This is a genomic window from Dyadobacter fanqingshengii, assembly GCF_023822005.2.
GTDB lineage: Bacteria > Bacteroidota > Bacteroidia > Cytophagales > Spirosomataceae > Dyadobacter > Dyadobacter fanqingshengii.
The window spans coordinates 3,020,799-3,045,928 of record NZ_CP098806.1 but is presented as its reverse complement, the minus strand read 5'-3'; the positions used below and the strand labels follow the sequence as shown (position 1 = coordinate 3,045,928).

At 43.6% G+C, this 25,130-nt stretch carries 19 protein-coding genes and 4 tRNA genes; 21 read left to right on the top strand and 2 right to left on the bottom strand.

Going from position 1 to position 25,130, the window contains the following annotated elements; genetic code table 11:
* Positions 1-94: 94 nt before the first annotated feature.
* The 12 genes from NFI81_RS12715 (at position 95) to NFI81_RS12660 (ending at position 8,183) form a co-directional block, all read left to right on the top strand.
* Positions 95-171, top strand: a tRNA-Asp gene (locus NFI81_RS12715).
* A 26-nt stretch (positions 172-197) separates the two neighbouring features.
* A tRNA-OTHER gene (locus NFI81_RS12710) sits at positions 198-302 on the top strand.
* Between the two features lie 26 nt (positions 303-328).
* Positions 329-402, top strand: a tRNA-Asp gene (locus NFI81_RS12705).
* 196 nt (positions 403-598) lie between these two features.
* Positions 599-961 (top strand): iron chaperone, encoded by a 363-nt coding sequence (locus NFI81_RS12700; protein WP_234612070.1) that lies wholly within the window; start codon positions 599-601, stop codon positions 959-961.
* A gap of 199 nt (positions 962-1,160) precedes the next feature.
* Positions 1,161-4,034, top strand: a complete 2,874-nt coding sequence (locus NFI81_RS12695) for a PVC-type heme-binding CxxCH protein (RefSeq protein ID WP_234612071.1) — start codon at positions 1,161-1,163, stop codon at positions 4,032-4,034.
* A 517-nt stretch (positions 4,035-4,551) separates the two neighbouring features.
* A complete protein-coding gene (locus NFI81_RS12690; protein ID WP_026630987.1) occupies positions 4,552-5,022 on the top strand; it encodes an Lrp/AsnC ligand binding domain-containing protein in 471 nt (156 codons plus the stop codon).
* A gap of 98 nt (positions 5,023-5,120) precedes the next feature.
* Positions 5,121-5,474 carry a PadR family transcriptional regulator gene (locus tag NFI81_RS12685; protein ID WP_082213318.1) on the top strand — a complete coding sequence of 118 codons (354 nt, stop codon included), beginning with the start codon at positions 5,121-5,123 and terminating at the stop codon, positions 5,472-5,474.
* A gap of 39 nt (positions 5,475-5,513) precedes the next feature.
* A complete protein-coding gene (locus NFI81_RS12680) occupies positions 5,514-6,536 on the top strand; it encodes an energy transducer TonB (RefSeq protein ID WP_234612072.1) in 1,023 nt (340 codons plus the stop codon).
* Positions 6,537-6,648: 112 nt separating this feature from the next.
* Entirely contained in the window at positions 6,649-7,176 is a 528-nt protein-coding gene (locus tag NFI81_RS12675; protein ID WP_234612073.1) for a 3'-5' exonuclease, read from the top strand.
* A gap of 70 nt (positions 7,177-7,246) precedes the next feature.
* Positions 7,247-7,423, top strand: coding sequence for a hypothetical protein (locus NFI81_RS12670; protein WP_170916576.1), 177 nt, complete (start codon positions 7,247-7,249; stop codon positions 7,421-7,423).
* Positions 7,424-7,514: 91 nt separating this feature from the next.
* A tRNA-Ala gene (locus NFI81_RS12665) sits at positions 7,515-7,588 on the top strand.
* Between the two features lie 127 nt (positions 7,589-7,715).
* The gene (locus NFI81_RS12660) at positions 7,716-8,183 is read left to right on the top strand and encodes a hypothetical protein (RefSeq protein ID WP_234612074.1); all 468 of its coding nucleotides are present in this window, start codon (positions 7,716-7,718) and stop codon (positions 8,181-8,183) included.
* A gap of 319 nt (positions 8,184-8,502) precedes the next feature.
* Here the strand turns inward: NFI81_RS12660 and NFI81_RS12655 are convergent, their stop codons facing one another.
* Positions 8,503-9,147 (bottom strand): hypothetical protein, encoded by a 645-nt coding sequence (locus NFI81_RS12655; protein ID WP_234612075.1) that lies wholly within the window; start codon positions 9,145-9,147, stop codon positions 8,503-8,505.
* Between the two features lie 231 nt (positions 9,148-9,378).
* Here NFI81_RS12655 and NFI81_RS12650 point away from each other — a divergent pair, with 231 nt between their 5' ends.
* Together NFI81_RS12650 and NFI81_RS12645 are read left to right on the top strand one after the other, a co-directional pair.
* Positions 9,379-11,778 carry an ABC transporter permease gene (locus NFI81_RS12650; protein WP_234612076.1) on the top strand — a complete coding sequence of 800 codons (2,400 nt, stop codon included), beginning with the start codon at positions 9,379-9,381 and terminating at the stop codon, positions 11,776-11,778.
* A 69-nt stretch (positions 11,779-11,847) separates the two neighbouring features.
* Positions 11,848-12,303 carry a ferritin-like domain-containing protein gene (locus NFI81_RS12645; RefSeq protein ID WP_234612077.1) on the top strand — a complete coding sequence of 152 codons (456 nt, stop codon included), beginning with the start codon at positions 11,848-11,850 and terminating at the stop codon, positions 12,301-12,303.
* 127 nt (positions 12,304-12,430) lie between these two features.
* Here NFI81_RS12645 and NFI81_RS12640 read toward each other — a convergent pair whose 3' ends face one another.
* Positions 12,431-14,194, bottom strand: coding sequence for a T9SS type A sorting domain-containing protein (locus NFI81_RS12640; RefSeq protein ID WP_234612078.1), 1,764 nt, complete (start codon positions 14,192-14,194; stop codon positions 12,431-12,433).
* 679 nt (positions 14,195-14,873) lie between these two features.
* Between NFI81_RS12640 and NFI81_RS12635 the strand changes: the two genes are divergently transcribed.
* The 7 genes from NFI81_RS12635 (at position 14,874) to gnd (ending at position 25,118) form a co-directional block, all read left to right on the top strand.
* Positions 14,874-17,237 carry a GumC family protein gene (locus tag NFI81_RS12635; RefSeq protein ID WP_310590126.1) on the top strand — a complete coding sequence of 788 codons (2,364 nt, stop codon included), beginning with the start codon at positions 14,874-14,876 and terminating at the stop codon, positions 17,235-17,237.
* A gap of 148 nt (positions 17,238-17,385) precedes the next feature.
* Positions 17,386-18,591 carry an O-antigen ligase family protein gene (locus NFI81_RS12630; RefSeq protein WP_254410615.1) on the top strand — a complete coding sequence of 402 codons (1,206 nt, stop codon included), beginning with the start codon at positions 17,386-17,388 and terminating at the stop codon, positions 18,589-18,591.
* 350 nt (positions 18,592-18,941) lie between these two features.
* Complete coding sequence (locus NFI81_RS12625) at positions 18,942-20,066, top strand: lipopolysaccharide biosynthesis protein (protein WP_254410614.1); 1,125 nt, start codon at positions 18,942-18,944, stop codon at positions 20,064-20,066.
* A 6-nt stretch (positions 20,067-20,072) separates the two neighbouring features.
* Positions 20,073-20,648, top strand: a complete 576-nt coding sequence (locus NFI81_RS12620; protein ID WP_234612081.1) for an acyltransferase — start codon at positions 20,073-20,075, stop codon at positions 20,646-20,648.
* A gap of 410 nt (positions 20,649-21,058) precedes the next feature.
* The gene (locus tag NFI81_RS12615) at positions 21,059-21,859 is read left to right on the top strand and encodes a WecB/TagA/CpsF family glycosyltransferase (protein ID WP_234612082.1); all 801 of its coding nucleotides are present in this window, start codon (positions 21,059-21,061) and stop codon (positions 21,857-21,859) included.
* A 162-nt stretch (positions 21,860-22,021) separates the two neighbouring features.
* Entirely contained in the window at positions 22,022-23,551 is a 1,530-nt protein-coding gene (locus tag NFI81_RS12610) for a SulP family inorganic anion transporter (RefSeq protein WP_234612083.1), read from the top strand.
* Between the two features lie 151 nt (positions 23,552-23,702).
* Positions 23,703-25,118 carry an NADP-dependent phosphogluconate dehydrogenase gene (gene gnd / locus NFI81_RS12605; RefSeq protein ID WP_234612084.1) on the top strand — a complete coding sequence of 472 codons (1,416 nt, stop codon included), beginning with the start codon at positions 23,703-23,705 and terminating at the stop codon, positions 25,116-25,118.
* The last annotated feature ends 12 nt before the right edge of the window (positions 25,119-25,130 follow it).

The following is a 25,130-nucleotide window of genomic DNA, read 5'->3' as shown; positions in this document are numbered from 1 at the left end:
AAAATAACTAAATTGGTGTCCCAAGTATTGCAATGGAAAATAATAATACTAGTTTTGCACCACGTTTTACAGAAAAGTGCTGTGAAATAAATCTGGTTTGGTAGTTCAGTTGGTTAGAATACATGCCTGTCACGCATGGGGTCGCGGGTTCGAGTCCCGTCCAGACCGCCAGAAAAGTTTAAGTTTTTATAAGTATTGGTTTGGTAGTTCAGTTGGTTAGAATACATGCCCGGCCTACGTTAGGTGTCACGCATGGGGTCGCGGACTTACGCAGCCCGGTTCGAGTCCCGTCCAGACCGCCAGAAAAGTTTAAGTTTTTGTAAATATTGGTTTGGTAGTTCAGTTGGTTAGAATACATGCCTGTCACGCATGGGGTCGCGGGTTCGAGTCCCGTCCAGACCGCAGAAAGCTCAGAGAAATCTGGGCTTTTTTCGTTTTTAGGTAGTTCAGTTGCTTAGAATGCTGCCCGGCCTACAATTAGAAGACTACAGAGAAGGAAATTGCAATAACGCTGCGAATAAAAGTAGATAATGTAACGGAAAGGTGCCAATATTGAGTGTCGAATCAGTTTGAAAAAACTAACCCTGAATCTTCCCACATGTCGTCTACAAAACCTAAAACCATCGACCAATATATTTCCAGCTTCCCTTCCGATGTGCAGCAAGCTTTGCGGCAGATCCGGGAAACGGTTAGGGAGGCTGCGCCTGAGGCGGAAGAGACAATTTCTTATGATATGCCGACCTTTAACCTGAATGGGACGTATCTGATTTACTTCGCGGCGTGGAAAAAGCATATTGCGTTGTATCCTGTTTCTACGGCATTGGCGGACTCGCTTAGGAACGATCTTCAAGGTTTTAAGGGTACAAAAGGATCGGTTCATTTTCCGCTGGACAAGCCTATGCCGCTTGAATTGATTTCGAAAATTGTCGCCTGGCGGCTTGAAGAAAACAGCAAGTCCTGACATTTCTTAGCTCCCTTCCTCAAAGGCGCTTTTCATAAGTATAACATCAGCATCACTTCCTTTTTTTGAAACCCTCTCGTTTAAAGTTTTAGATAGACACAAATCTGGATTGCTGCGAACTCAACTGCACTCTACTATACCAAATGCTTTTTTTCCTACTTTTAAATTGAATAATCGTAACACAATCTTCATAATGCTTATGTCCACATTCCGAAAATCACTGATTCCTCTGCTTTTCGTCAGTTTGACTGGATTTTTTAACCCGCTTCTGGCGCAAAAGCCCAAAGCTGCCCCGGCCAGTTCGGACACGGCAAAGTATGACCGGGACTATTCGCTGGAAGCAACAATGCTGGGTTTTTTCGGCCCGGATGGTGCGCGTAACCCGACATTAAAGGCCAATAAAGGCGACAAAGTCCGCATTAAAATCACCAACGGCGAGCTGATGACGCACGACATTGCTTTGGAAAAAATGGGCATCAAAAGCAAAGTGATCCTAGAAAAAGGATCGAGCACGAGCATCAATTTCGTGGCCAAGGAAAGCGATACTTATTTCTGTTCCGTGCCCGGGCACCGCGCGGCGGGTATGGTGGGTAGTTTTGAAGTTGTCGAGGAGAATGTTAATGAAGTAACGGTTGCCGGACAGTTGCCCACGAAAGACGGCCAACCCCTGAACCTGAATTTTGAAACAGGGACATTGAAAGACTGGACTGCAACCGGTGATGCTTTCGCAAATCCATTGATTAATGAAGACCCTTCGCCCGTGCATGAAAAGGAAATGAAGATCGGCTTTGATGGAAAATACTTTTTGAGCAGCGGCGGCAATACTAACTATAAACTGACCGGAACATTGACTTCTGCGCCATTTAAAGTGACGCAGCCTTTCGCCGCGTTCAAAGTTTCGGGTGGCGCCTTGCTTGATACACGGGTCGAGCTGGTTTTGGCTGGAACGGACAGCGTGATTTACCACATTACCGGGCAAGGCCGGGCCACATTGCAGCCTGCTGTTGTGGATTTACAAAAGTATCTCAACAAGGATATCTTTATCAGAATTATTGATAATGAGACGGGTATATCACAAATTCCCTACATAGCCAACGATAAATGGGCGCACATTAATTTTGATGAATTCTTGTTCTATCCAAGCCGTCCGGAGTTTCCCAATGAACTGAAACAAAAGGATATCATCATTCTTCCCCCGTTGGACCCGGTACTCAATGCAGGACTTTCCGGTGAAAAGGCAGCTGCTGCCATGACGCCTCCAAAAGGTTTTAAAGTGACATTGGCAGCGTCCGAACCGGAAGTTGTCAAGCCCATTGCATTTACAATCGATGCAAAAGGCAGGCTTTGGGTGGTAGAAGGGCATACTTATCCGGTCCGCGCCCCGGAAGGCAAGGGTAGGGACAGGATTTTGATTTTGGAAGATACCAACGGCGACGGAACATTGGACAGCAAAAAGGTTTTTACTGAAAACCTGAACCTGATTAGCGGAATAGAAGTGGGGATGGGGGGCGTTTGGCTGGGTTCGGCACCTAATTTGTTATTTATTCCTATTGACCCAAAAACCGATAAACCGGCCGGCCCTGAGCAAATATTGCTAGACGGCTGGGGCTTGCACGACACGCATGAAGTGCTGAACAGTTTCCGCTGGGGACCGGATGGCTGGCTTTATGGAACGCACGGTGTTTTCACCAATTCTGAGGTTGGAAAACCGGGAACACCGGCGGCTGACAGGGCCAAAATCAATGGCGGCGTATGGCGCTATCATCCTACATTACACAAGTTCGAGGTGTATGCAGAAGGTTCAAGTAACCCTTGGGGCATCGATTTCAATGACTACGGGCACCCGTTTATCACCGTTTGTGTGATCCCGCATATGTTTCACGTCATCCAGGGCGCGCGCTACCAGCGCCAGGCCGGAAAGCACTTTAACCCTTACACTTACGACGATATCAAAACCATTGGCGACCATGTGCACTGGCTCGGCGAACGCGGTCCGCACGCGGGTAATTTCCGTTCGGCTGCTGCGGGTGGTGGGCACGCGCATGCAGGAGCGATGATCTACCTGGGTAACAATTGGCCAAAAGAATACCGAAACGAGATTTTCATGAACAACATCAATGGCGCGCGCATGAACATTGACCATTTCGAAAAGAAAGGATCAGGTTATGTGGCACAGCATCGGCCGGATTTTATGGCCATGAACGATTCGTGGTCGCAGTGGCTGAATTTCAAGTACGACGCAAGCGGTTCTGTTTGGGCCATTGACTGGTATGATAAAAACCAATGTCACAGCCCCAATCCCGACGTTCATGACAAAACGATGGGAAGAATTTTCAAGATCACGCACGAGAATGATAAATGGGTGAAAGTCGATTTAACAAAGGCCTCGGATATGGAACTGGTCAATTATCAGCTGCATAATAACGATTATTATGTGAGACAGGCGCGCACAATTTTACAGGAACGCGGCGGGAATAAAAAAGTGCACAAAGCATTGAAAGAGATCCTGGCAAAAAATCCCGACGTGACACGCAAGCTCCGCGCGTTATGGACATTGCATGTAACGAAAGGTTTGGAAGACAAAGATTTGATGGATCTTCTGGCAAACGAAAACGAATACATCAGAAGTTGGTCCGTCCAGCTGCTGACCGAAGACAAGCAGGTCTCAGTGGAAACGTTGAAGAAGTTTACAGAAATGGCTCAAACTGACCAATCAGCCATGGTAAGGCTCTACCTGGCATCGGGAATGCTGCGGCTCGATCCTGCACAGCGCTGGGATGTGGTGGATGCACTCATGCAAAAAGACCAGGACAAAGATGACCATAACCTGCCACTGATGGTCTGGTATGCGGCTGAACCGCTGGCGGCGCTGGATATGAAACGCGCATTGCAAATGGCTGAGAAAGCAAAATTGCCCAAAATCCTGCCTTACACCATTCAGCGTGTGGCGGCAATCGGAACGGAAGATGCAAAGAAGATTTTGAAGGACCTGAACCAGAAACTGGGACAAAGCGGCTCGCATGAAAATCACGAAAGCCAGATGCTGATTGGAAAAGTGCTGGATGACAAGTAATTTTTAATGTGCCCGAAAACAAGCGAGGCCCGGAATGTTCCGGGCCTCGCTTGTTTTCAGATGGTTGCATAAAAAAACACGCAGGTTTCAAAATGAACCCGCGTGTCAAATTACACTTCATCAACAAACTAAAAACCAAATAAAACTAATACGAAAAAATTCGCTTGTCAAGTTTTTTTTGCTGTAGGAGGGGGATTCGAACCACCCACGGTGCGGTTAGCTACGGTACAAATACTGTTGGTGGTCCACCCCAGTCGACTTGCGTCGGCATTATGCCGCGTTTATCCCTTATTCACCACCCCCGAGACAGGAGGGCATGGCTGCCAATTTCATCACCCTACAATGTGACATTTCTCATTGCGAGAGGCATTTTTTTGTGATGCCTCATACTTTGGTTTTGCAAAACTAAAAATTCTAAACATAAATATAAAATATTTTCATTTAAAATTGTTAAAATTTACAATTGTTCCATAATTTAGATAAGATCATTGTGAAAAATTCAAACATTCAGGGTTAAATGCAGAAATATTCAGATATAGACAGCACCGATTTACGCATACTTTCTCTGTTAATCGAGAATGCGGCATTGCCTTACACGGAAATCGGGAAAAGAGTATTTGTGTCCGGCGGTACCGTACACGTTCGCATGAAAAAGCTGGAACAGATGGGCATTGTGAAAGGCTCGCAACTCGTGATTGACCCTGCCAAACTAGGTTGGGACATCAGCGCTTTTTTAGGAATTTACCTGGATAAGAGTTCGCTATACGAACAAGTTGCAACAGAGCTGGAAGGCATTCCCGAGGTTGTGAATATCCATTATACAACCGGCATTTACAGTATATTTTTGAAGATAGTGTGCCGCGATACGGGGCATTTGCGCGAGATCCTGCATGATAAGATCCAGAAGGTAAATGGCATCCAGAGAACGGAAACGTTTATTTCACTCGAAGAAAGGATCAATCGCTCCATCCCTCTGGCAGAAAGTTAAATTTTTGGAATAAACATTTGTAAGAAAAAATAAATCCGATAATTTTGTATTGTATATATAAAAAACTTATATATATTTGGTCAGAAACAAATTCACCCATGGAGAACAACGCAACGAGCAACGAATACGTACGCGGTACATTGAAAACCATAGTATTAAACTTATTGGCAGAACATGACCGGATGTACGGATATGAGATAACCCAGGAGGTAAAAGACAGAACAGGCGGCGCTATCGCATTGACATTTGGTGCATTATACCCTGTTTTACATAAATTGGAACAAGAAGGAATGCTGATAACCGAGTCGGTTGAGGTGGATGGACGTTTGAGAAAATATTATTCACTGACAACCCCTGGAAATGAGGCGGCCCGTAATAAAACCAATGACCTTGAACGTTTTATAGATGCAGTGAGATTATTACTTGCTCCAAAGAGTTTGGCAACCGAGTAAAACCTTGTTACATGGCTCATATCTAAAACAGATAATCCGATGAAACGCCTTCAGGAAAATCGCCTCGATTTGATTAACAAGTACTTGCAATCAAGCAAACTGGATCCGGAGTTACTACCGGAAATCCTGGATCACCTGGCTTGTGAAGCAGAAGAGCGTCTTTGGGATGGGAAACAGTTTGATCAGATCTATGATAATATCATGGAAACTGCTGATCCGCAATCCCTCCTTAACCTGAGTGTCGATCACAAAAATCTGTTAGCCATGAAAAAATCATTGAATGACATTGTTTTCGAAGGTCGTAACAAATTGTACGGAGCATATGACCTGCGCAGAAGTTACGGGCAAACCATTCAGCGCTCGGTGTTAATGGGTGTGACGCTTTTTCTGCTTTTGGTCATGTTTCCCAATCTCTATGCGCGTTTAGTGCCCGAGTCCAAGCCGGAAGACATTGCCTACATTGTTGAAGCAAACCCGTTAAACATTACACCGGAAATGCTTCCAAAGCCACCAGTAGAGGAGGAAGTTGCGCCGGCGCCTAAAACGGTCCGTTCGTTGCCACCTGTTGTGCTGCCGGATGAGCAGGTAACCGTTGAGAATTTACCGCCAGCCATTGAAGAGCTCGAAAATTCCCAGCCTGCGGAAAAAACACTGGACGGCATGGAAGAAATTACCATTATTATTCCACCTGCTCCGGAAGCTGCCTCATCGAAGCCAGCCACGGCCGGATTGGAGCCTAGGAAAGAAGAAATATTCAGAAGCGTTGAACAAGCGCCCCAATATAAAGGTGGCTTAGCGGAAATGGGTGCTTTCCTGCAAAAAAACCTGAGATACCCTTCCCGTGCGGCGCAAGCTGAGGTTCAGGGAAAGGTATTTGTTGAATTCACTGTGGCATCTGATGGAAGAATTGAAAATGTAACTGCAATCAAAGGAATCGGTTTTGGCTGTGACGAAGAGGCAGTACGCGTGATAAAGCTGATGAAAAACTGGATTCCTGGCAAACAAGCCGGAGTGCCTGTAAAAGTTCGCTTCACGTTGCCGATCGTTTTCCAGCTTAATTAAGGATTGCTTATGGCATTGTGTAAATGCCTCCCTATTATTGAAAAAATCCTCGCTTTGCCGGGGATTTTTTTGTTTTTTTGTATACAAATAAAAAAGAGAGAGCAGTAGGTTAATGTACGCGATAGTAGATATTGAAACAACAGGCGGGGGAGGGGGAGCGCGCATTACCGAAATAGCCGTGTTCCGGCATGATGGCCAGCAGATCGTCGACATCTTTCATTCCCTTATCAATCCTGAAATATACATTCCGCCCTTCATCACCCGCCTCACGGGCATAGACAATGCTATGGTGAAGGATTCTCCCACATTTTATGACGTACAGGACTCCGTTCGCGGATTGACCAAGGACGCCTGGTTTGTGGCCCACAATGCAAAGTTTGATTATGGCTTCATTAAAAGAGAATTTGGTGCCATGGATGAATATTTTCAGCGGGATTTACTGTGCACCGTTCAGCTAAGCAGAAAAATTTTCCCTGGGCTGAAATCTTACAGTTTAGGCAACCTCTGCGAGAGCCTGGAAATTTGTATTGAAAACCGCCACAGGGCGCACGGAGACGCAGCTGCTACGGTTCAATTGTTTGAAAAATTGCTCTTCAATGACCGTCAGAGCCTTATTCCAATGGATTTTATGTTGAGATAAATGCGATTTCCGGAAGTGGAACGATTATTTAGGTAAAGCATTAAAGTTTCAACTTAAATTTTACCTGCACATGAAAGCATACATCAACTTCCTCGTCGTTTTGCTATTAACTGTAACACTTACAAGCTGTGAAGTCGTAGGCGGCATTTTTAAAGGTGGCGTTTGGACTGGCGTCATATTGGTGGTTGCGGTCATTGCGATCGTGATCTGGGCATTATCCAGAGCATTTGGAGGCGGGCGAAGGTAATTAAGATAAAATTAGCGACATGCTTGCTTATAAGGATTCTCCGTTTCATCTTTGCACTCCCTTCAAAGGAGGGGACTACAAACATTGAAATGGGGGATTAGCTCAGTTGGCTAGAGCGCTTGCATGGCATGCAAGAGGTCGACGGTTCGAATCCGTTATTCTCCACATTATGATCAACCACTTACACGCAACTGTAAGTGGTTTTTTTTCAGGTCGAACATAGATCGAACATTTCTCCCGATCGTCAATCTTAAGGAAACACATCTTCTGTCTAAATCACGTAAAGAGGATTATGCCAAAATCTCCGAAGCAGATAAAAGCAAAATTAATTACAAGTGCAATTATGTGTTGCCTACTTGCCTTTCCTTTCATTATTTCGAAAATCACCAAAAGCAACTCGGCAAGAGTCTTCTATGTCCAGACACCGGAGCATGACGGGGGAGACACTATTGCAATTAGAAAGCTGAACGAGCTTGTCGAAGAGAATTTTTTGAATCGAAATTATTATGAAGCCGCAGCTTATACAGAAATTAGCACCAGGTGGTATGCAAACTACAATAAGCAATACCAGGCTCTACTAATCACTGGCGATCCGGCAAGTGGCTGGTCTCGCTTTTATTATGCTTCACCTCAAGAATTGAAAATGGTCGCAGACCGCAAGATATCCTGCGATAGTATGCGGCATTATTTGAAACCCTTTCCAGCAGATCTGCTTATGGATTGTCCAACAAGGTCAAGAGATTTATTTTCGTTATTCTGATTTCAGCAATCTCAGGAAATGTTCGTGGCTGCTGCACAACTACCACGAGTATTTACAGATTCGACTGTCTTTCTTGCAACAGATGATTTGGCAGGCAGGCATTTTTGACGTTTAACAATGCAGGTCGAAAGAGTGGTTGATAGGTTAACCGTTTTCATGATTGAATCGCCATACTTCCAATGGGGCACCTATCCGCATTTCCTGGGAAACTTACATAGTAAGCTGAAACGGCATTTTGGATTAATAAGATTCTTGCATGTGAGTCTCCACATTGATTAACAGCCACTTACAAATAGTTTGTAAGTGGGGGAAGCGTTGCTTAAAATACCACAATGCCTCTGTCCCAGGATGCGCTGTCCGGATTTTTGTAAAAGATGTACATCGGTTTCATTACAATGGTGTAGTCATCATAAATCCAGGTCATGCTCTGGTCAGCTCCTGCTTTGGCGGCCTCGAAGTCATAATTGTAATAAAAACGACTGGTGTCCAGGTAAGCACTTTTTCCCGGAGGCACGAGGCGGAATGCTTCATCCGATCCCGAAGAAGTGATTACAACCGTTTTCTTGGTGTCGTCCCAGTTGAATGTCATGCTGGTGGGCCTTGAAAACTTCATATTTGTGCCAAAAGCACGTGCAGGAGGCGCAAATGGCGAATTGGTCCAGGCAGAACCGCCATAAAACTTTACATAACCTATATCACTTGACCCGCTGCTTGCCGAAAATGTCACATAAACAGCATCACGGTATAAAACCATAAGTGAATCAGCAAGAACGTTGATGGTGTCTTGTCCGACAACCCGGTAAGCTTTCGATATATAAAAAGGTACCGTACCCAGTTGACTATAAAACTTTTCTTTGTCGAAGTCTTCGGCGGCAACTTCCGCTTTTTCGACCGTTTTGTCGGTGCAGGAACCGGCGAAAAACGCAGCTGACAAAATCAATGCAGAGAATAACAGTTTCTTCATGGAATGGTTAGTTTAGCAATAGGCTTCTTTGCCTTCAATACAGACAAATAAACTTTACAGTAGCGTTGCACTATTTGATAAATATTTTATGAAATCGGTTCCCAATTTCCTTTTGTTCGGGTACAGGCATAGGTAACAAATTGTTAGCGCCAATATGAAAAATATAATAGCTTTATATACAGTATAATTATATATTAAATTTATTTTAGCATAGGATAAAACACAACTCTTATGCTCGCACATTTCCTTTCATTTGCATGGCGCCGCATTTGGCGTGAAAAACAGGTAAACGCAATCCGCGTCGCAAACCTGAGCATTGGGCTCGCTAGCGGCCTGGTGATTTTTCTGGTCGTCAATTATATGATGACATTCGACCGGTATCATCCGCATATGGATCGTTCGTATTGGGTAGTAACAGACGTCCATCGTGAATCGACGATGCAAACTGATGCCGCGCCCCGGCCACTGGCAGATGTTTTGCGCCGGACTTACCCGTTTGTAGAAAGTGCTGTGCGAATGGAAACCATCTTTGGCCGGATGATCAGCATCCCTAACGGCAAAGGGGGATGGGCGAAAAAATTTAACGAGGCGCGAAATATGTGCTTTACCGAGCCCCAGTACTTTGATCTCTTCGGCGTAGAATGGGTGAATGGAAACCCTAAAACTTCGCTATCATCTCCTAATACCATCGTGCTCAGCGAGCGATACGCCGAGAAATACTTTAATACAACCGCAGCGGTCGGGAAAACGCTTCGGTTTGACAACCGTGTAGATCTCACGGTAACGGGTATTATCAAAAATCCGCCGACAAACACGCAAATGCGCTATGACGCGCTCATTTCCTATGCTACAATTCCAGGGCTCGAATCGCAGGCTGGTATGCAGGATTGGCTAGGCCTGCAGAGCATGTGTTTTGTGCTCCTGCGCGACGGCTCTAAGGCAGATCAGTTGCTTGGCGCGTTGTGGGCCGTCAAAAAGAAACATTTGCCCAAAGCCGAATTAAGCCACTTTTCTTACCATGTTCTTCCCCTGGCAGAGTTGAACCACCAGCGCAGCGGAATGGCACCCAGAATAGTGTTGTATTCTTTGATAGCGGTTGGTCTCTTGCTGGTAGGCGCTTCCTGTATTAATTATATCAATCTGGCCACTGCACAAGCTTTGCAACGTTCACGGGAAGTAGGCGTCCGGAAGGTCGTTGGCAGTAACCGCTTTCAGCTTCTGAAACAATTTATGATTGAAACCGGACTGCTTACCTTGCTTTCGGTGGTAGTGGCGTTAGTCTTGACGCAGCTTGCAATGCCTCTTGTAAACCAGACTCTCAATGATCAAGACGAGACGCTCAAACCGTCAATTGGAATTTTGGACCTGGTGGAACCTGGCGCATTGCTCTGGTTTTTACCGCTGTTGATATGCGTTACGGTGCTTTCCGGGTTTTATCCGGCGATGGTGCTCTCTGGTTTCAATCCCGCCAAAGCACTCGCTGGCCGATTGGGTCGCGGTGCCGGTGGGCTGAATATTCGCAGGACACTTATTACAGGTCAATTCCTGCTCACCCAACTATTTCTGATCGTCGTTCTGGTGATCACCGCACAGCTGCGCCATATGCAAAAATTAGACTGGGGATTCCGCCACGAAGGGATGCATGCTGTATGGCTTCCCCAGCAGGCGCCAGCCCAGTATGAAAGGCTGAAGAATGGGTGGCAAGGTATACCGGGACTTGAGTCTATTACCTTCGCAAGCGATCCACCCGCATCACCGTACAATCGTCCCGCATCTTTTAGTTATCACACGGCAAGCGAACCGGAGCCATTCGAAACACGGGTTAGGGCTGTTGATGAAAAATATCTTGAAGTTTTTAGGCTGACACTTGTCGCAGGTCGCAATTTTGATGCGACGGACACGACCGGGCAACAGGTTCTGGTGAATGAAATCCTGGTAAAAAGACTGGGTCTTTCTTCACCAGCCCAGGTGGTTGGCAAGCGGATGCGGATCAAACATGCGGACCGTACCATTGTAGGGGTAGTGAAAGATTTCCGAAGCGGCGACTTACATTCTCCGGTAGTTCCGGTTACCTTAATCCACGATCTCAAACACACCTCGATGGCGGTACTTACCTTCACCTCGGCCCAGCAAAATTTGCCTGAAAGTGCCTTGCAGAGCGTTTGGGAACAGGTTATGCCTGACCAGCTATATAAGTCTTCGTCGATCGACGGACTCATGAAGTCATTTAGTGATATGGAGAATTTATTAGCAGGGTTCGTGCAGATCTTTGCCTGTATTGCCATTGCAATGAACTGTCTTGGCTTGTACGGTTTGGTAACTTTTATGGCTGAAACCCGTGCAAAAGAGATTGGAATCCGTCGGATACTTGGAGCACGTACGGCACAAATGCTCTGGATTTTTGGAAAGGAGTTCAGCAAACTGATGGCGATCGGTTTTTTATTCGCCGCGCCACTCGGCTGGTGGCTGACCTCTGGCTGGCTGCAACAGTATGCGCATCGGATTCAGGTAAATGGCTGGTTATTACTCGCAACCATTGCATTAATGGCTGTTATTACTACCGCAACCATACTCGGGCACGCACTGAAAGCCGCCGTCGCCAACCCGGTGAGGTATTTGAGGACACAATAACAAGAGAAGGCCCGCCTTTTGTATGGCACGATATTCATACAGATTTGATCCAAACAATCTAGAATCAGGATGGCAACTATTGGAAAAACAACGGGTTTAATTGAAGATCTGATCGAAATTAACAATGACCGCGTAGCTGGATTTGAAAAGGCAATTGAAGATATCAACGATGAGAATATCGACTTGAAGGCAATCTTTGAGGATTATGCTCAGCAAAGCCGTAAGAATGTGCAGGAGCTATCTGCAATAGCAGGTTCCGCACCACATCTGGAAACTGAGAAAAGCGTGAGCGGCACCTTGCACCGGGCGTGGATTGATGTAAAATCATTGTTTGGCGGCAGTGACCGTGCGAGCATTTTATCCGAGGCAGAACGTGGTGAGGATGCAATCAAAAAGGCTTATCAAGATGCTTTGGTCGGCGATGAACTCATGCTGGACGAGCAGCTGGTGGTCAGAAATCAGGCCCAGGGAATTAATGCTGCACATGACCGGATCAAAGCTTTGCGGGATGTTTCCAAAGCATAGTGAAAAGATCAATAAAAGCGAGGCTGCCTTGAAAGGGGCAGCCTTTTTAAGTTATGGCCCACAAACCTTCGTATCAGAACTTTATTATAAAGGCTTACGCCGGGAAGCCTGACATATATGAGCTGTTTCAAAGCTTTTCAAACCGCTTGCTCGTGACAGCGCCGTTCTCGTATCTGAGCTCAACTAAATAGTGCCCGGGGGGTATTTGGGTTATATCAATGTAGTTATTTCTCGCGTAAGTAGCCTTTTGGTATAACGTTCCGTTCGAGTCGAAGATCTGTATGGATGCGATCCCGCGTTTTGCGGTGTTAGAGAGTCTTAGGTAGGTGAAGGCGGGATTAGGATAAATGAAGGATGCATGTTCATTCTCGGAGTTTAGTAAATTTTCATCCTCAGTTGCTGATGGGTTAGTTGTTTGGCCTAACGATCGGCTACTGGTTTTAATACCAAACTCACTGGCACCTATATCTGTCCGAATTCCAATAAAAGAATCTCCCAGATTGAGTCCGGAATTTATGCACGGTGAATTTGCATTTAATTGTAATTTCCTGGCGGGATCAAAGCCGGGATTTTGTGATATGGAATGTTTTGCCTGCCCACTCAATGTCTGATATTCCCTCAACCCATACAGTTTGTGAGTTTTGCGATTGGAATAAATGTCCTGTCTTCCCTCGTTATAAAAGCAGTTATAGTCATCTTGCTCCAGGACATTGATATCATCGGTGGTGAAATTGATCATTCCGTACCACGATGGCTCCGCGATCGTGCTGAACGCATTATTTACGAGCCTTATTTTTGTTACTTCCGATTTTACCTTATAATCCAGATCAATAAAGCGACTCCGAAAGTTGTAGATCGAATTATTTGCAATGAGTATCCCACCTGCCTTATGAACTCCAATGGCAACACTCGAATTGTCTTTCCCACCGCCTATCATTACATTTCTGGTAATCCGGGTATTCAAAATAGCCCCGGTACCAACCTTGGCGCCAACTCCATTCAGTATTTTACATTGCGGATAGTTTATAATGTATATATAGCTGCGACCTCCGTCATATAAATAGTTACCTGTCACCACAGCGTTGAAAGCATTTTCCAGTTCGATCGCATCGTTCTTAATGTTATGAATGGTGTTATTTCTGACCGTGTGATTGTAAACAATATAGTGAGCCCCGTCGAGATCAATCCCCGCATATTGGCAGTTGGAAACATCATTCCCCTCAAAGATCGAATCATGCGTATCAATCATGGTCCAGATTCCTCTTACACTGAAATTTGAAACCGTATTTTCCTGGTATCTGTTATTGTGACAAAATCGGTGATGTTCCCAGATGCCATTGCCATTTCCATCATTCGCTGATCCATCCACCATATTCTTTCGAAACACATTGTTTGCGCCTTGCACAACAACCGTCCCGGAAAACACATTATTTTCAATAATTCCGAATTGCATGCCTTTATGGGAGTCGTCCCAGGCTTGACCCAGTTGTGCAACAATGCCCTTGTTATCACGACGGGAAAATGAAAGACCAGATACTATGATCTCTTTATCTGCTCCCGGTTGAATGTCCAGTGCGGGACTCGCAAGGCTGACGATTTCAGGAAGCCGGCCCATGCCATAGCTTCCAAAGTAGACCCCGTTGGCCGTAGTCTTCAAAGATGCTCCCATCCACCGATCTCCTTTTTTAAATAAAACCGAATCTCCTTTAACCAGGAAGCCGGCCTCATTGATAAATTTTAACGATTTCCAAGGTGTTGTGGAAGATTTGGCGTTTGCTGAGGAATGCTGATCATTTCCACCGGAATCCGAGACATAGTAAGTCGAGGCAAAAATGCCATGTGACATTAAAAACGCCGCCATTACAAGCAGGATCATTTGAAATTTATTCATGCCAATTCTAACTAAATATGGGGGTTTAACTCACTATATCTAAGGAAGTATCAAATTTCATCCACTTGATAAAAAATTTAAAAAATTATTTAACGGTAGATAATGATCATTTTCTTTTATCAAAATCCCGATAGCCCTTGCTGCATTAAAATCCAACGCTTATTAAATCTGGGGGGTATTTCCATTCAAACACTATACAATTTGAAAAATTTGTAGAATTTATTCTTAATATACCTGCAAGTCATCCAATGTGAATATGCCAGTATTTTGAAGTAATCAAACAAACTAAAAGGAGTAAAATTAATAGGAATATTTTGTCTTAAATGTGGCAAGCGGTCATATTTATTCAACTTGAAATTGAAGTTTGTCTATCATGGATAGTACTCATTTACAACATGTTATGAATGAACGAAAACATTTATATTTTTGCTGGTGCTATGTTAATACATTTAGCGAATTACTCCTTCCTCTATAAGCAAGTTTATTAAAAAGGTAGATTAGAATGGCGACTTTTGTTCAAAAAACCAAATTCCAAACTGTTGAGATTTTTTTCTTCAAAACAACAGGATCACTATCCCCCTTCCTAAATAAGTTCAGTGCTGCAGATGGAGGAGACCAGATAATTCGCTAGCGATACAGGCACTATCAGGTTTACCGCAACCCCTCTCTTCAAAGTAATATGCTTATGCAGAATTTTAATAACCATCAAGTTATTCAAAGCTCCTCTCAAGCGCCATTGATTGCCCTCGGTGAGCGACTACGCCAGTTGCGATACCATTGGCCGATTTTCATAATCGGGATGCTCCTGACGGTTGGATGCGGGTACATTTATTTGAATTTAACACCGCAAAAGTATGAGGTCCAGGCATCAATTAATTTGGAGCCACTCAGAGATCTATCTTTAACAAGCAACCCATCCACTGAGCCCGATCGTTCCAATGATAAATCCTTCGTGGAAGACGAAATAGCGGTTATGACTTCCCAACTGCTGGTTAGCAAAGTAATCCAAGACTTGAACCTCAATGTGAGCTACAAACTGGACAAGCCTTTTCTTGGCCAGGACCTTGGAATAGATTCACCGTTATTAATGGAAGTCCTTGGCCAGGAAGAGCAAAAGAAAGCACTTACGTTCACGGTTTCGCCAGGTGACGATTCTTCGTACATGATACTATTGCCGGATGGTAGGGAAGAAAAGTTGCCTTACAACCAGATCGTAAAAACGGACTTTGGGCAGTGGAAGATTACACGCAACAACAAAATACCTCTAAATCGCGAAGAGCGAATTAAAATTACCATTCAGAGCATTGATAAAGTGGCCTTTGATTACCGCAAGAGACTTGAAGTTAATCCGGCAAAGCCCTCGTCCCACATTGTAAATCTGTATATCCAGGATAGCCAACCTTCGCGTGCAAAATTGTTTTTGACGCATTTAACGTCAGAGTATGCAGCGCATATTGAAGCAAGTCGGTCCGGGCAGATCAAGTCATCACTGGGCTTTTTGAATGGTCGTATTGCTGAGCTTTCTGGTGATTTGCAGAAAATACAAACGAGTGCTGTCAATTTAAAGAGCCATGATATGCTAACCGGAGCCGGTCTGGACCCGAAGGCAACTTTTGAAGCATTACAAAATACGGAGCTCAAAGCTAACGAGGTCAATCTTCATTTAAGTATCATTGAAAAAATAGAAGAGTATTTAAATTCAGATAAAAGTGTAGAGAAATTACCTTCATCATTTGGGCTTAACGATGAAATTCTGAGCGGCCTGATCAGCAAGCTTTCACTTCTTCAGATTGAAAGAAATAAGCTAGGCTTAACGACTCCAAAAACAAGTGTAGAGTTTCAGGATATCGAAAACCAGATCCTTTCTTTACAAAGCGCCATAAGGGGAAACCTTGGGAGTATGAAACAGGTTCTCCTGAATTCAAGAAAGAACCTGGACCTTTTACAGAAAAGACTTCAATTGTCGGTAAAGGCAATGCCCACCAGTGAGCGGAGTTATAATGAAGTCAAGAGACAGGCAGAGCGAAAGGAAGAGCTGTTTAACCATCTGTTAAAGAAAAAGGATGAGTTGGCCCTGGCTTCCGTATCCGGGCCAAGTGCCGGAATTATTATTGACAAACCTTATGCAGGTTCGCCAATTGGTCCCAACCCGCTGGTTGTCTTTGCTATATCAATCATTTTCGGCATTCTTTTTCCGACCGGCTATATTGTTGGCAGGGATATATTCAATAATACTGTTCAAAATTCAAAACAGCTCTCGCACCTCATAAATGTTCCGATTATTGCGGAGCTTGAAGATACTTATATAGGTAAAGAATCCATCATCTCACCCGATCAGGGACGAATAAACGAGCAGTTGAGATACCTCACCATAAAATTAAATCGGGCTGCAAAATTGAAGAATAACGGGAACATTACCATCGTGGCCTCAGGAAGTCCAAAAGAAGGTAAAAGTTTCGTTTGCTCGAACTTGGGAATTGAATTGGCAAAATTAGGCAACCGAACCCTTATAATAGACCTGGACCTAAGGCGTCCCCGCATGAATGCGATCTTCAATTTGCCTGCCAACTCTTCCGGTCTAAATGATTATCTGTACAATGGCAGTAGCATTAATCGGGTCATTCAGAAGTCCGGGATCCATGATAAGCTTGATATACTTGCCTGTCAGCCCGATCCCTCCGGCGTAACACAATTGTTCTACGGGAGGAAATTTGAGGAATTGATTGAATATCTCCGCAGCCACTATGATCATATTTTGATCGACTCGCCACCGACAAGCTTATTTTCCGACACCTTAATGCTAAGCCAAACTGCCGATACAATTCTCTATGTTGTAAGAAATGGGGTTACCAGCAGTTTGTCGCTCACGTCGTTTCATGACCAGCTGGATCAGAACTTACTGGATCGAACATACCTGGTTTTGAATGGTGTTAATTCCTTAAAATATGGAGGGGCCAATGACTATGGGAATTACTATTCGGGCGTGGCAGAGCGGAAGCTTCTTAGCAGGCAGGGCTGGCGCGATCTGAAAAAAAGATTTTAAGTAACGAAACATTGACTAGATGATAGGTGTACTTATCCCTCTATTGACGGTTCTTGCATTCGGGACTTTCACAGGCATATTGGTCTTCCGGAATTTCCGCCTTGAACCGGTGATCCTTTGTTTGATATATCTAATTCCATTTTTAGATATGAAGGTTACGCCTTCTTATTTAGGGGGATTTAAATTATATGATTTTTTCGCTGTGATATGTGCGCTCGTCTTTTGGAAGGAAATGATATTTACCTGGGGATATTCCATTACCAGCACGCTTGCAGTGCTAGTGATAACCCTTATCGTCATCTCCGGTTTGAGTATCGTACTATCCGAATTCCCGCATGACTTGATAATCAAACTTGTAAAGCTGAGTTCAATCTTTGTATTTACCCGGCTCTTTATTAAATGTTGTACGCAAAATCCAAACTTTCGCAGTGATGCATTGAAGGCAGTCAGGAGTGCTGTTGTCTTTGCATTGTGTTTTCTGTTTTTTCAGGTTGCATTTGGTCTGGATTTCAGACTTTATAGTCAACTAGCAGAAAATACTGTTGATCCGGCTAATGAACAATTTCGTTATCCCGGAATATTTTATGATTCCCAGGCAAGCGGGCAATTTCTTGCGCTTGGAAGCTTTCTGTTCCTGGATATTCGGAAGGCCGATTTACGCCATGCAAAAGTTACATATTTCGTGCTATTTATTCTGATCTGTATCGCAACGTTGCTCGCAGGGAGCAGGTCTGCATTGGGTGGTCTAATTATCGCACTGACATTGTATTCAATATTTAAAAGTACTCAAACCCGGGTAGCGACCGCCGTTGTCGCTATTGTTGTCGTATGCCTGAGCCTTACCGGATTTAGTTCTTTACCGAAGATTTTGAAGAGGACAGAGAATCTGGATGCAGACTATCAGTTCCGTAAATCACTCTGGACAGAAGCAGTCAGCATTACTGAAAAGCACAGGTTAATGGGGATTGGATTAGGGAATTACCAAGATTATATAGTCAAGCACCTGCCGCATCAATACCTCGAGTTAGAAGATGGGTCTTATCTATATTTTGATCAACCGGAAAATGGATACCTGAAAATTCTTGTTGAACTGGGTGCGTTCGGCTTGGCAACTTGTTTATTACTGATCGGTCTTCCGATAATGAACTCCGTGTATAGATATGCAATTGGTGAGATTGATTCCGGAGTTTTAGTGCATATCGCTTCTATCATAACGTGGCTGATTGCTTTTAATACGGTCTACTCCATATACGATTACCGAATTTTGATAATGATTGCAATTCAATGCTTGTTTATGATAACCTATCCCTCTAACCATAAAGAAAGTTGTCAAACCCTATCAATAAAATACTAGTTCTGGCCAATTCCCGATTGGCAAAAAATGGCTTCTGGGCTCTTGCAGGTAACATATTGCAAACGGTTTTTGTAACACTATTCTTTGTTGTATTAGCAAGGGTCTACCCAAAGGAAGAATTCGCAACATACCTCGTTGCATTGGGGATTTATCAGTCTCTGGTCGCCTTCTCCTCAATGGGTCTCGGTCAATGGTATATCAGGCAATATACCGACGAGCCGGACAAGCCAATGTTTACAAAGCGATATTTCAAAATACAGCTCATTTTAGGAAGCCTGTTTTATTTGCTTAACATAGCAGCCGCGCTGTTATTGTATTCGGGTACTACGATATACTGGCTCGCTGTAATTTTGGGAACGAATATCATTTTCGATAATTTAATAGGAGCCATCAAGAGCTTTAACATTGCTGAACTCAATCAGAAAATAACATTCCGGATACTGACAATGGACGGATTGTTACGGGTACTGATCATTTTGATAGTTCTTGCAATTCCGATATCCATAGTATGGGTTTCTGTGATATTTGTGGTTAGCAGGCTTCTGACCAGTATGTACTTCATAAAAGTTGGTCTCGACGGGCAAACGACATTAACAGACATTTTGAAATTAAAAGTAACAATAGCAGAGATTAAAAAGGAAGTGTTTGCAACGTGGAGATTTGCGCTGATAGGTGGCATTGCAATAGTGTTTTGGAGATTGGGAAATATTCTGGCATCAAAGTTCCTGACTGTCCAGGATGTTGCAGATTTCGAGATTGCATTTAAGGTTTATTCCATATTAATGATAGTGCCAAGTCTTTTTATCGGACTCTGCTACAAATACTTTGTCCAAGCCATATTTGAAAAATCATATCATAGTTTGAAGGAATTTTATTACGCATGCAACATGCTATTCCTCGTATATTCAGTATTCAGCTACATTATTATATACTCGTTTTCCAAAGAGATTGTCGTTTATACATTTGGTGCGGAGTATGTAAATGCCGTTGAGGCAACGAAGGAAATTGTAATATCCATTTTAATTTTCCCGGCTATTTTGTTGCAGGCAAATGTAATTGTTGCAATGAAGTCGGAGCAGGCTGACTTGATATTCAATGTCTCTGCCCTGGTTATACAGCTTGTATGCTGCGTTTTGGGTTTTCTATACTCCCAGAGCCTGTCTACGATAAATTATTCGATAATAATTTCATTGATATTCTTCCATTTGGCTCAAAGCATATTCCTGATCAGAAAAGGTCTTCTAACATGGTATTTCACAGCAGGACATTATCTCGTAATTGGCACTTTCATTGTAGTGTATAATTATCTGTTTATAAAATATGGGAATGTTTCGGTGATTGTATGCTTGCTTCTTTTTTCTGTCATTTCTGCTAAATTGCTGACAAATATATTCAGCTCATTTTCTGCATTAAGCAAGCCAATGCCTGTATCGATCCCAAATTTGCAAACAAACGACCATCACGAAAACGCTTGATTAACCATGTTACAGCTATTAAGAAAATTAAGGTTTTTTTTGTTGAAGTCGGTTGTTTACAGACGGTATGAAATTGGTCCGGGCTTTTATTGCGGTTTGGGAATTAAAATCTGGGCAAAGAACAGTATTAAAATTGGAAAGAATTTTTACATGGGAATGGGTTCGATTATTGAATCAGACGCCGTTATAGGAGATAATGTTATCTGGGGAAATAGAGTAGCATTGATCGGAAAGTATGACCATCATTACCAGCAGATAGGCTCAACCATAAGGGAGGCAAGTGCAGTAAGGGACAAAAATTATAACTGGAAGGGATTGCACCTGATGACCGTGATTGAAAATGATGTTTGGGTGGGTTACGGCTCCATACTTATGAGCGGTATCACCATTGGCGAAGGAAGTATAATAGCAGCAGGTTCAGTTGTAACAAAGAATATCGAACCGTATTCAATATATGGAGGGGTTCCGGCAACAAAGATTGCGAATAGATTCAATGATGAGCAGGATCTTCAACAACACTTGAAAATTGTTCATTCAAAATATTTATCAGAAAGAAAGATCAATTATCAAAATTTTAGATAATTAAGTTTATTCTCCCCTTTTATTTGACCTTCATATAGGTTGAAATCGTATTTTCCTGCTCCTCATTTTTAGGTCGATAATTTAAACATTGTCGGCAGAATCAATATTCTTCTACCAGTTTTTCCTCAGCAACATTAAGCAAAATGGATGCTGTGCGTGCGCTTACGTATATGTATGTAGGTTTCAATCTTGTCAAAGTATTTTTGTGTCTTCATGAACAATATTTGTCACTATTTTTTTTATTGATCAAATAAAATAGCGGTTGCATTTGTAAATGCTGTGTGCCAATAATGAGCTATTTTACAAATAGTTACATAGTGAAAAAAAACAATTTGAATTTAGTAAATGTGTGAATTGTATTGTTTATTCTTGCATTACTACAAGCCCTATAAACCCTCAAATAAATAAGAATGGAGACGACTATTGACTTCCTTGGGTATCCCCTTGCTGCAAGCCCATTCTCTATAATTCTAAATAGAGATTCCAAAATTTCAATTAATACAATAAATCAATATTCCTATTGTATTGGAGAGCAGGATTTATTGTTTAAGGAAGTTCTCAAAGGATCAGACGTTTTACTTCCCGATGGTGTTGGAATCGTTAAGGCCTGTTCGTTTCTAACAGGAAAGACAATCAGTAAAGTGACTGGCTGGGATATTCATAGACATTTATTAAATATCCTGAATAAGGAAGGTGGAAAATGTTTTTATTTGGGTTCTTCGGATAAAACATTATCGAAGATAAAAGACAGAATTAATAAGGAGTATCCTGCGATTGAATCTGCATATTATTCTCCACCATACAAAGAAAGATTCAGTGAAGAGGACATGGATGAAATGGTATTTAATATAAACTCTTTTCGCCCGGATGTTGTATTTATTGGATTAACAGCTCCAAAGCAAGAGATTCTTTCTCATTTATTAAAAGATAAACTGGAAACGAATATAATTTGCTCAATTGGGGCCGCTTTTGATTTTTATGCTGAGACAATTCCCAGACCTGGCCAATTGTGGATAGATTTGAATTTGGAATGGTTGGGGCGATTTTTCAGAGAGCCGAAAAGAATGTGGAAGCGGTATTTTTATTTTGGCTTCGTATTTGTCTATTATATGTTTTTAAAAAAGGCCGCTCATTACATGCCTCATTTCGGTGACCAAATAACTTACAGTCCGAGATCGCTTGCGCCGGAAGTAGAAAAGGTTGAAATCTGATATTTTCGAACTGATTACTAAGCACTTGCATTCATTTGTAAGTGCTTTTTTGTTGCTGGATGCCTTGAAATACTTTTTCCGCAGGCAGCGCATCAACATCGTGCATTTTTCGAACTTTACCCTCAACTTTGGGCCCGGTTCGCATCATTACCCGCAATTCCCATGAAAGGTTACATTAACCTGTTCGATTTTACACAAAAAATAAATTATAAGAATGAGATCCTCGCCGGCCTCACCGTCGCTATGACGATGATGCCTGAATCGCTTTCATTTGCTATTCTGGCGGGCTTTTCACCATTAGTTGGCCTTTACGCGGCGTTCATTATGGGGCTTATTACATCCATTTTCGGCGGGCGGCCCGGTCTGATTTCGGGCGGGGCGGGGGCTACTGTGATCGTGTTAATCGCGCTGATGCAATCACATGGTGTTGAATATGTGTTCGCTGCGGTGGCATTGGCGGGTATTTTTCAGATTCTTGTGGGGGTTTTCAAATTTGGTAAGTTCGTGCGTCTGGTGCCCCAACCAGTGATGTACGGTTTTGTGAATGGCTTGGCTGTTGTCATTTTTATGTCGCAGCTGGAACAGTTCAAAACCGTTGTTAACGGTGAGCAGGTGTGGCTTACTGGCTCACCGCTGATGATTATGGCCGGGTTGGTGGCTTTAACGGTAGTAATCGTGTTGGGTTTTCCCAAAATCACAAAGGCCATCCCCCCGTCACTGGTTGCAATCATTGTCGTTTCATTCATTGTGCTGGGCTTTGGAATCGAAACCAAAACCGTCCGGGACATTGCCTCTGTGAGTGGCGGATTTCCTCCTTTTCACATTCCTGACATTCCTTTTAATTTCTCGACTTTGGAAATTATTTTTCCTTATGCGCTCGTAATGGGTGCAGTCGGTTTAACGGAAGGACTTTTAACATTGAATCTGGTCGATGAAATAACCGGAACCAGGGGTGATGGAAACAGGGAATGTATTGCGCAGGGAAGCGCCAACATTCTGAATGGATTTTTCACGGGGATGGGCGGCTGTCCCATGATCGCCCAAACGCTCGTAAACCTTTCCGCAGGCGCAAGAGCCAGATTGTCAGGCATTATCGCATCGCTGACCATTTTAATGATTATTCTTTTCGGTGCTCCCATCATTGAGCTTGTGCCCATGGCCGCGCTGACCGGCGTCATGTTCATGGTTGCGATCGGGACTTTTGAATGGGTGAGTTTCAGGATCATTAACAAAATGCCGAAACAGGATGTTTTTGTCGGGATACTCGTTGCGGCAATTACGATTTACCTGCATAATCTCGCTTTGGCGGTCCTTGTCGGCGTCATTATATCAGCATTGGTCTTCGCCTGGGAAAGCGCTAAACGGATCCGCGCGCAAAAAATGACCGATGAAAATGGTGTAAAACATTACAAAATTTATGGTCCGCTGTTTTTCGGCTCAGTAGCCGCATTTATGGAAAAATTCGACGTCGCAACAGATCCGGAAAAGGTCATCATCGACTTTTCTGAAAGCCGCGTCGCTGACATGTCAGGCATCGAGGCACTAAACAAAATCACTGAAAAATATCAAAGAGCTGGTAAAAAAGCACATCTGACACATTTAAGCCCGGATTGCCGGAGATTGTTAGCCAATGCGCAGGATGTGATTGAGGTGAACATTATTGATGACCCGAATTATCATGTCGCGGTTTAACAAAAATTGCCGATTGGTAGAATGGAATCTTTCTCTAATGTCACCTCACTCATTTCGAACTTGCGCTTATTGGATAAAATTAACTACAAAGCGAATCCCATAGCGTAAATTCCTTTATTATTGCAACTTCTTTATTCAAGACGCTTAAATTATGTCAAATAACGTATTCGATTTTGGAATGATCGGACTTGGGGTGATGGGTAGGAACCTGTTGCTCAACATGGCCGATCATGGCTTCTCTGTTATCGGTTTCGATAAGGATGGGGCCAAAAACGCAGCATTGGAATCTGCTGCAACGCCTGGAACCACTGTTAAAGGGGTGGCGGAGCTTGCGCAAATGATCCAGCTTCTGCAACGTCCCCGCAAGGTGATGATGCTCGTTCCGGCCGGACAGCCGGTTGACGACGTGATCGATTCTTTGATTCCGTTGCTGGAAAAGGGCGATGTGATCATCGATGGTGGAAATTCACATTATACGGATACTTTGAGACGCGTAAAATACCTGCGCGAGAAAGAGATACATTTTATGGGCATCGGCGTTTCCGGTGGTGAGCAGGGCGCTCGTACGGGCCCAAGCATTATGCCCGGGGGCGATCAGGCTGCATATGAGCATGTTAGGCCTATGCTTGAAGCCATTGCCGCCAAAGTGGGCGGAACGCCTTGTGTTGCTTATTTAGGAAGAGAAGGAGCAGGTCATTATGTGAAAATGGTGCATAATGGCATTGAATACGCGATCATGCAATTGATCAGCGAGTCGTACGCGATTTTAAAACACGCTGGACTTACCAATCAGCAGCTTCACGAAGTGTTCAAAACATGGAATGAAGGAGATTTGCAGTCATTTTTAGTTGAAATCACAGCGGATATATTCTTACAAAAAGACGATCAGACGGAGGAACATCTGGTCGACATGATCTCTGATAAGGCTGGCTCGAAAGGAACTGGTAAATGGACTTCACAAGATTCGATGGAACTGCCTGTCGCTGTGCCGGTTATTGATACGGCCGTGGCAATGCGGACATTGTCTGGTTATAAAGATGAGCGTGTGCAGGCTGCTGAAATTTATGCAAAGGAAGGTTACGGATCATCTGCTCCTTCGGACGAACTGGTCCAGGAAGTGCATGATGCATTGTATTTCGGGACAATTTTGGCTTATGCACAAGGACTTGCCATGCTGTTCCAGGCTTCGAAAGATCTGGCTATGGACATTCCGCTTCCGAAAGTGGTGAGCGTATGGCGGGGCGGCTGCATCATCCGTTCGTCCTTGTTGGAAGTCTTCACGAATGCATATACGCAAGCACCGGAATTATCCAACATTCTGCTGAACCAAGAGGTTGCCGAAGTCGTTAAGTCGGTAGAAGAGAATACGCGTTCGCTGATCGCGTTTGCAGCCAAGGCGGGAGTGCCGGCAGCAGGGTTAATGTCGTCACTGGCCTACTTTGACGCTTATAAATCCAAGCGCATGCCGACCAACCTGATCCAGGCACAGCGTGATTATTTTGGAGCGCATACTTATCAACGTATCGATATCCCCGGTACTTTTCATACAGAGTGGGGTCAACAATAAATTAGAAATTTT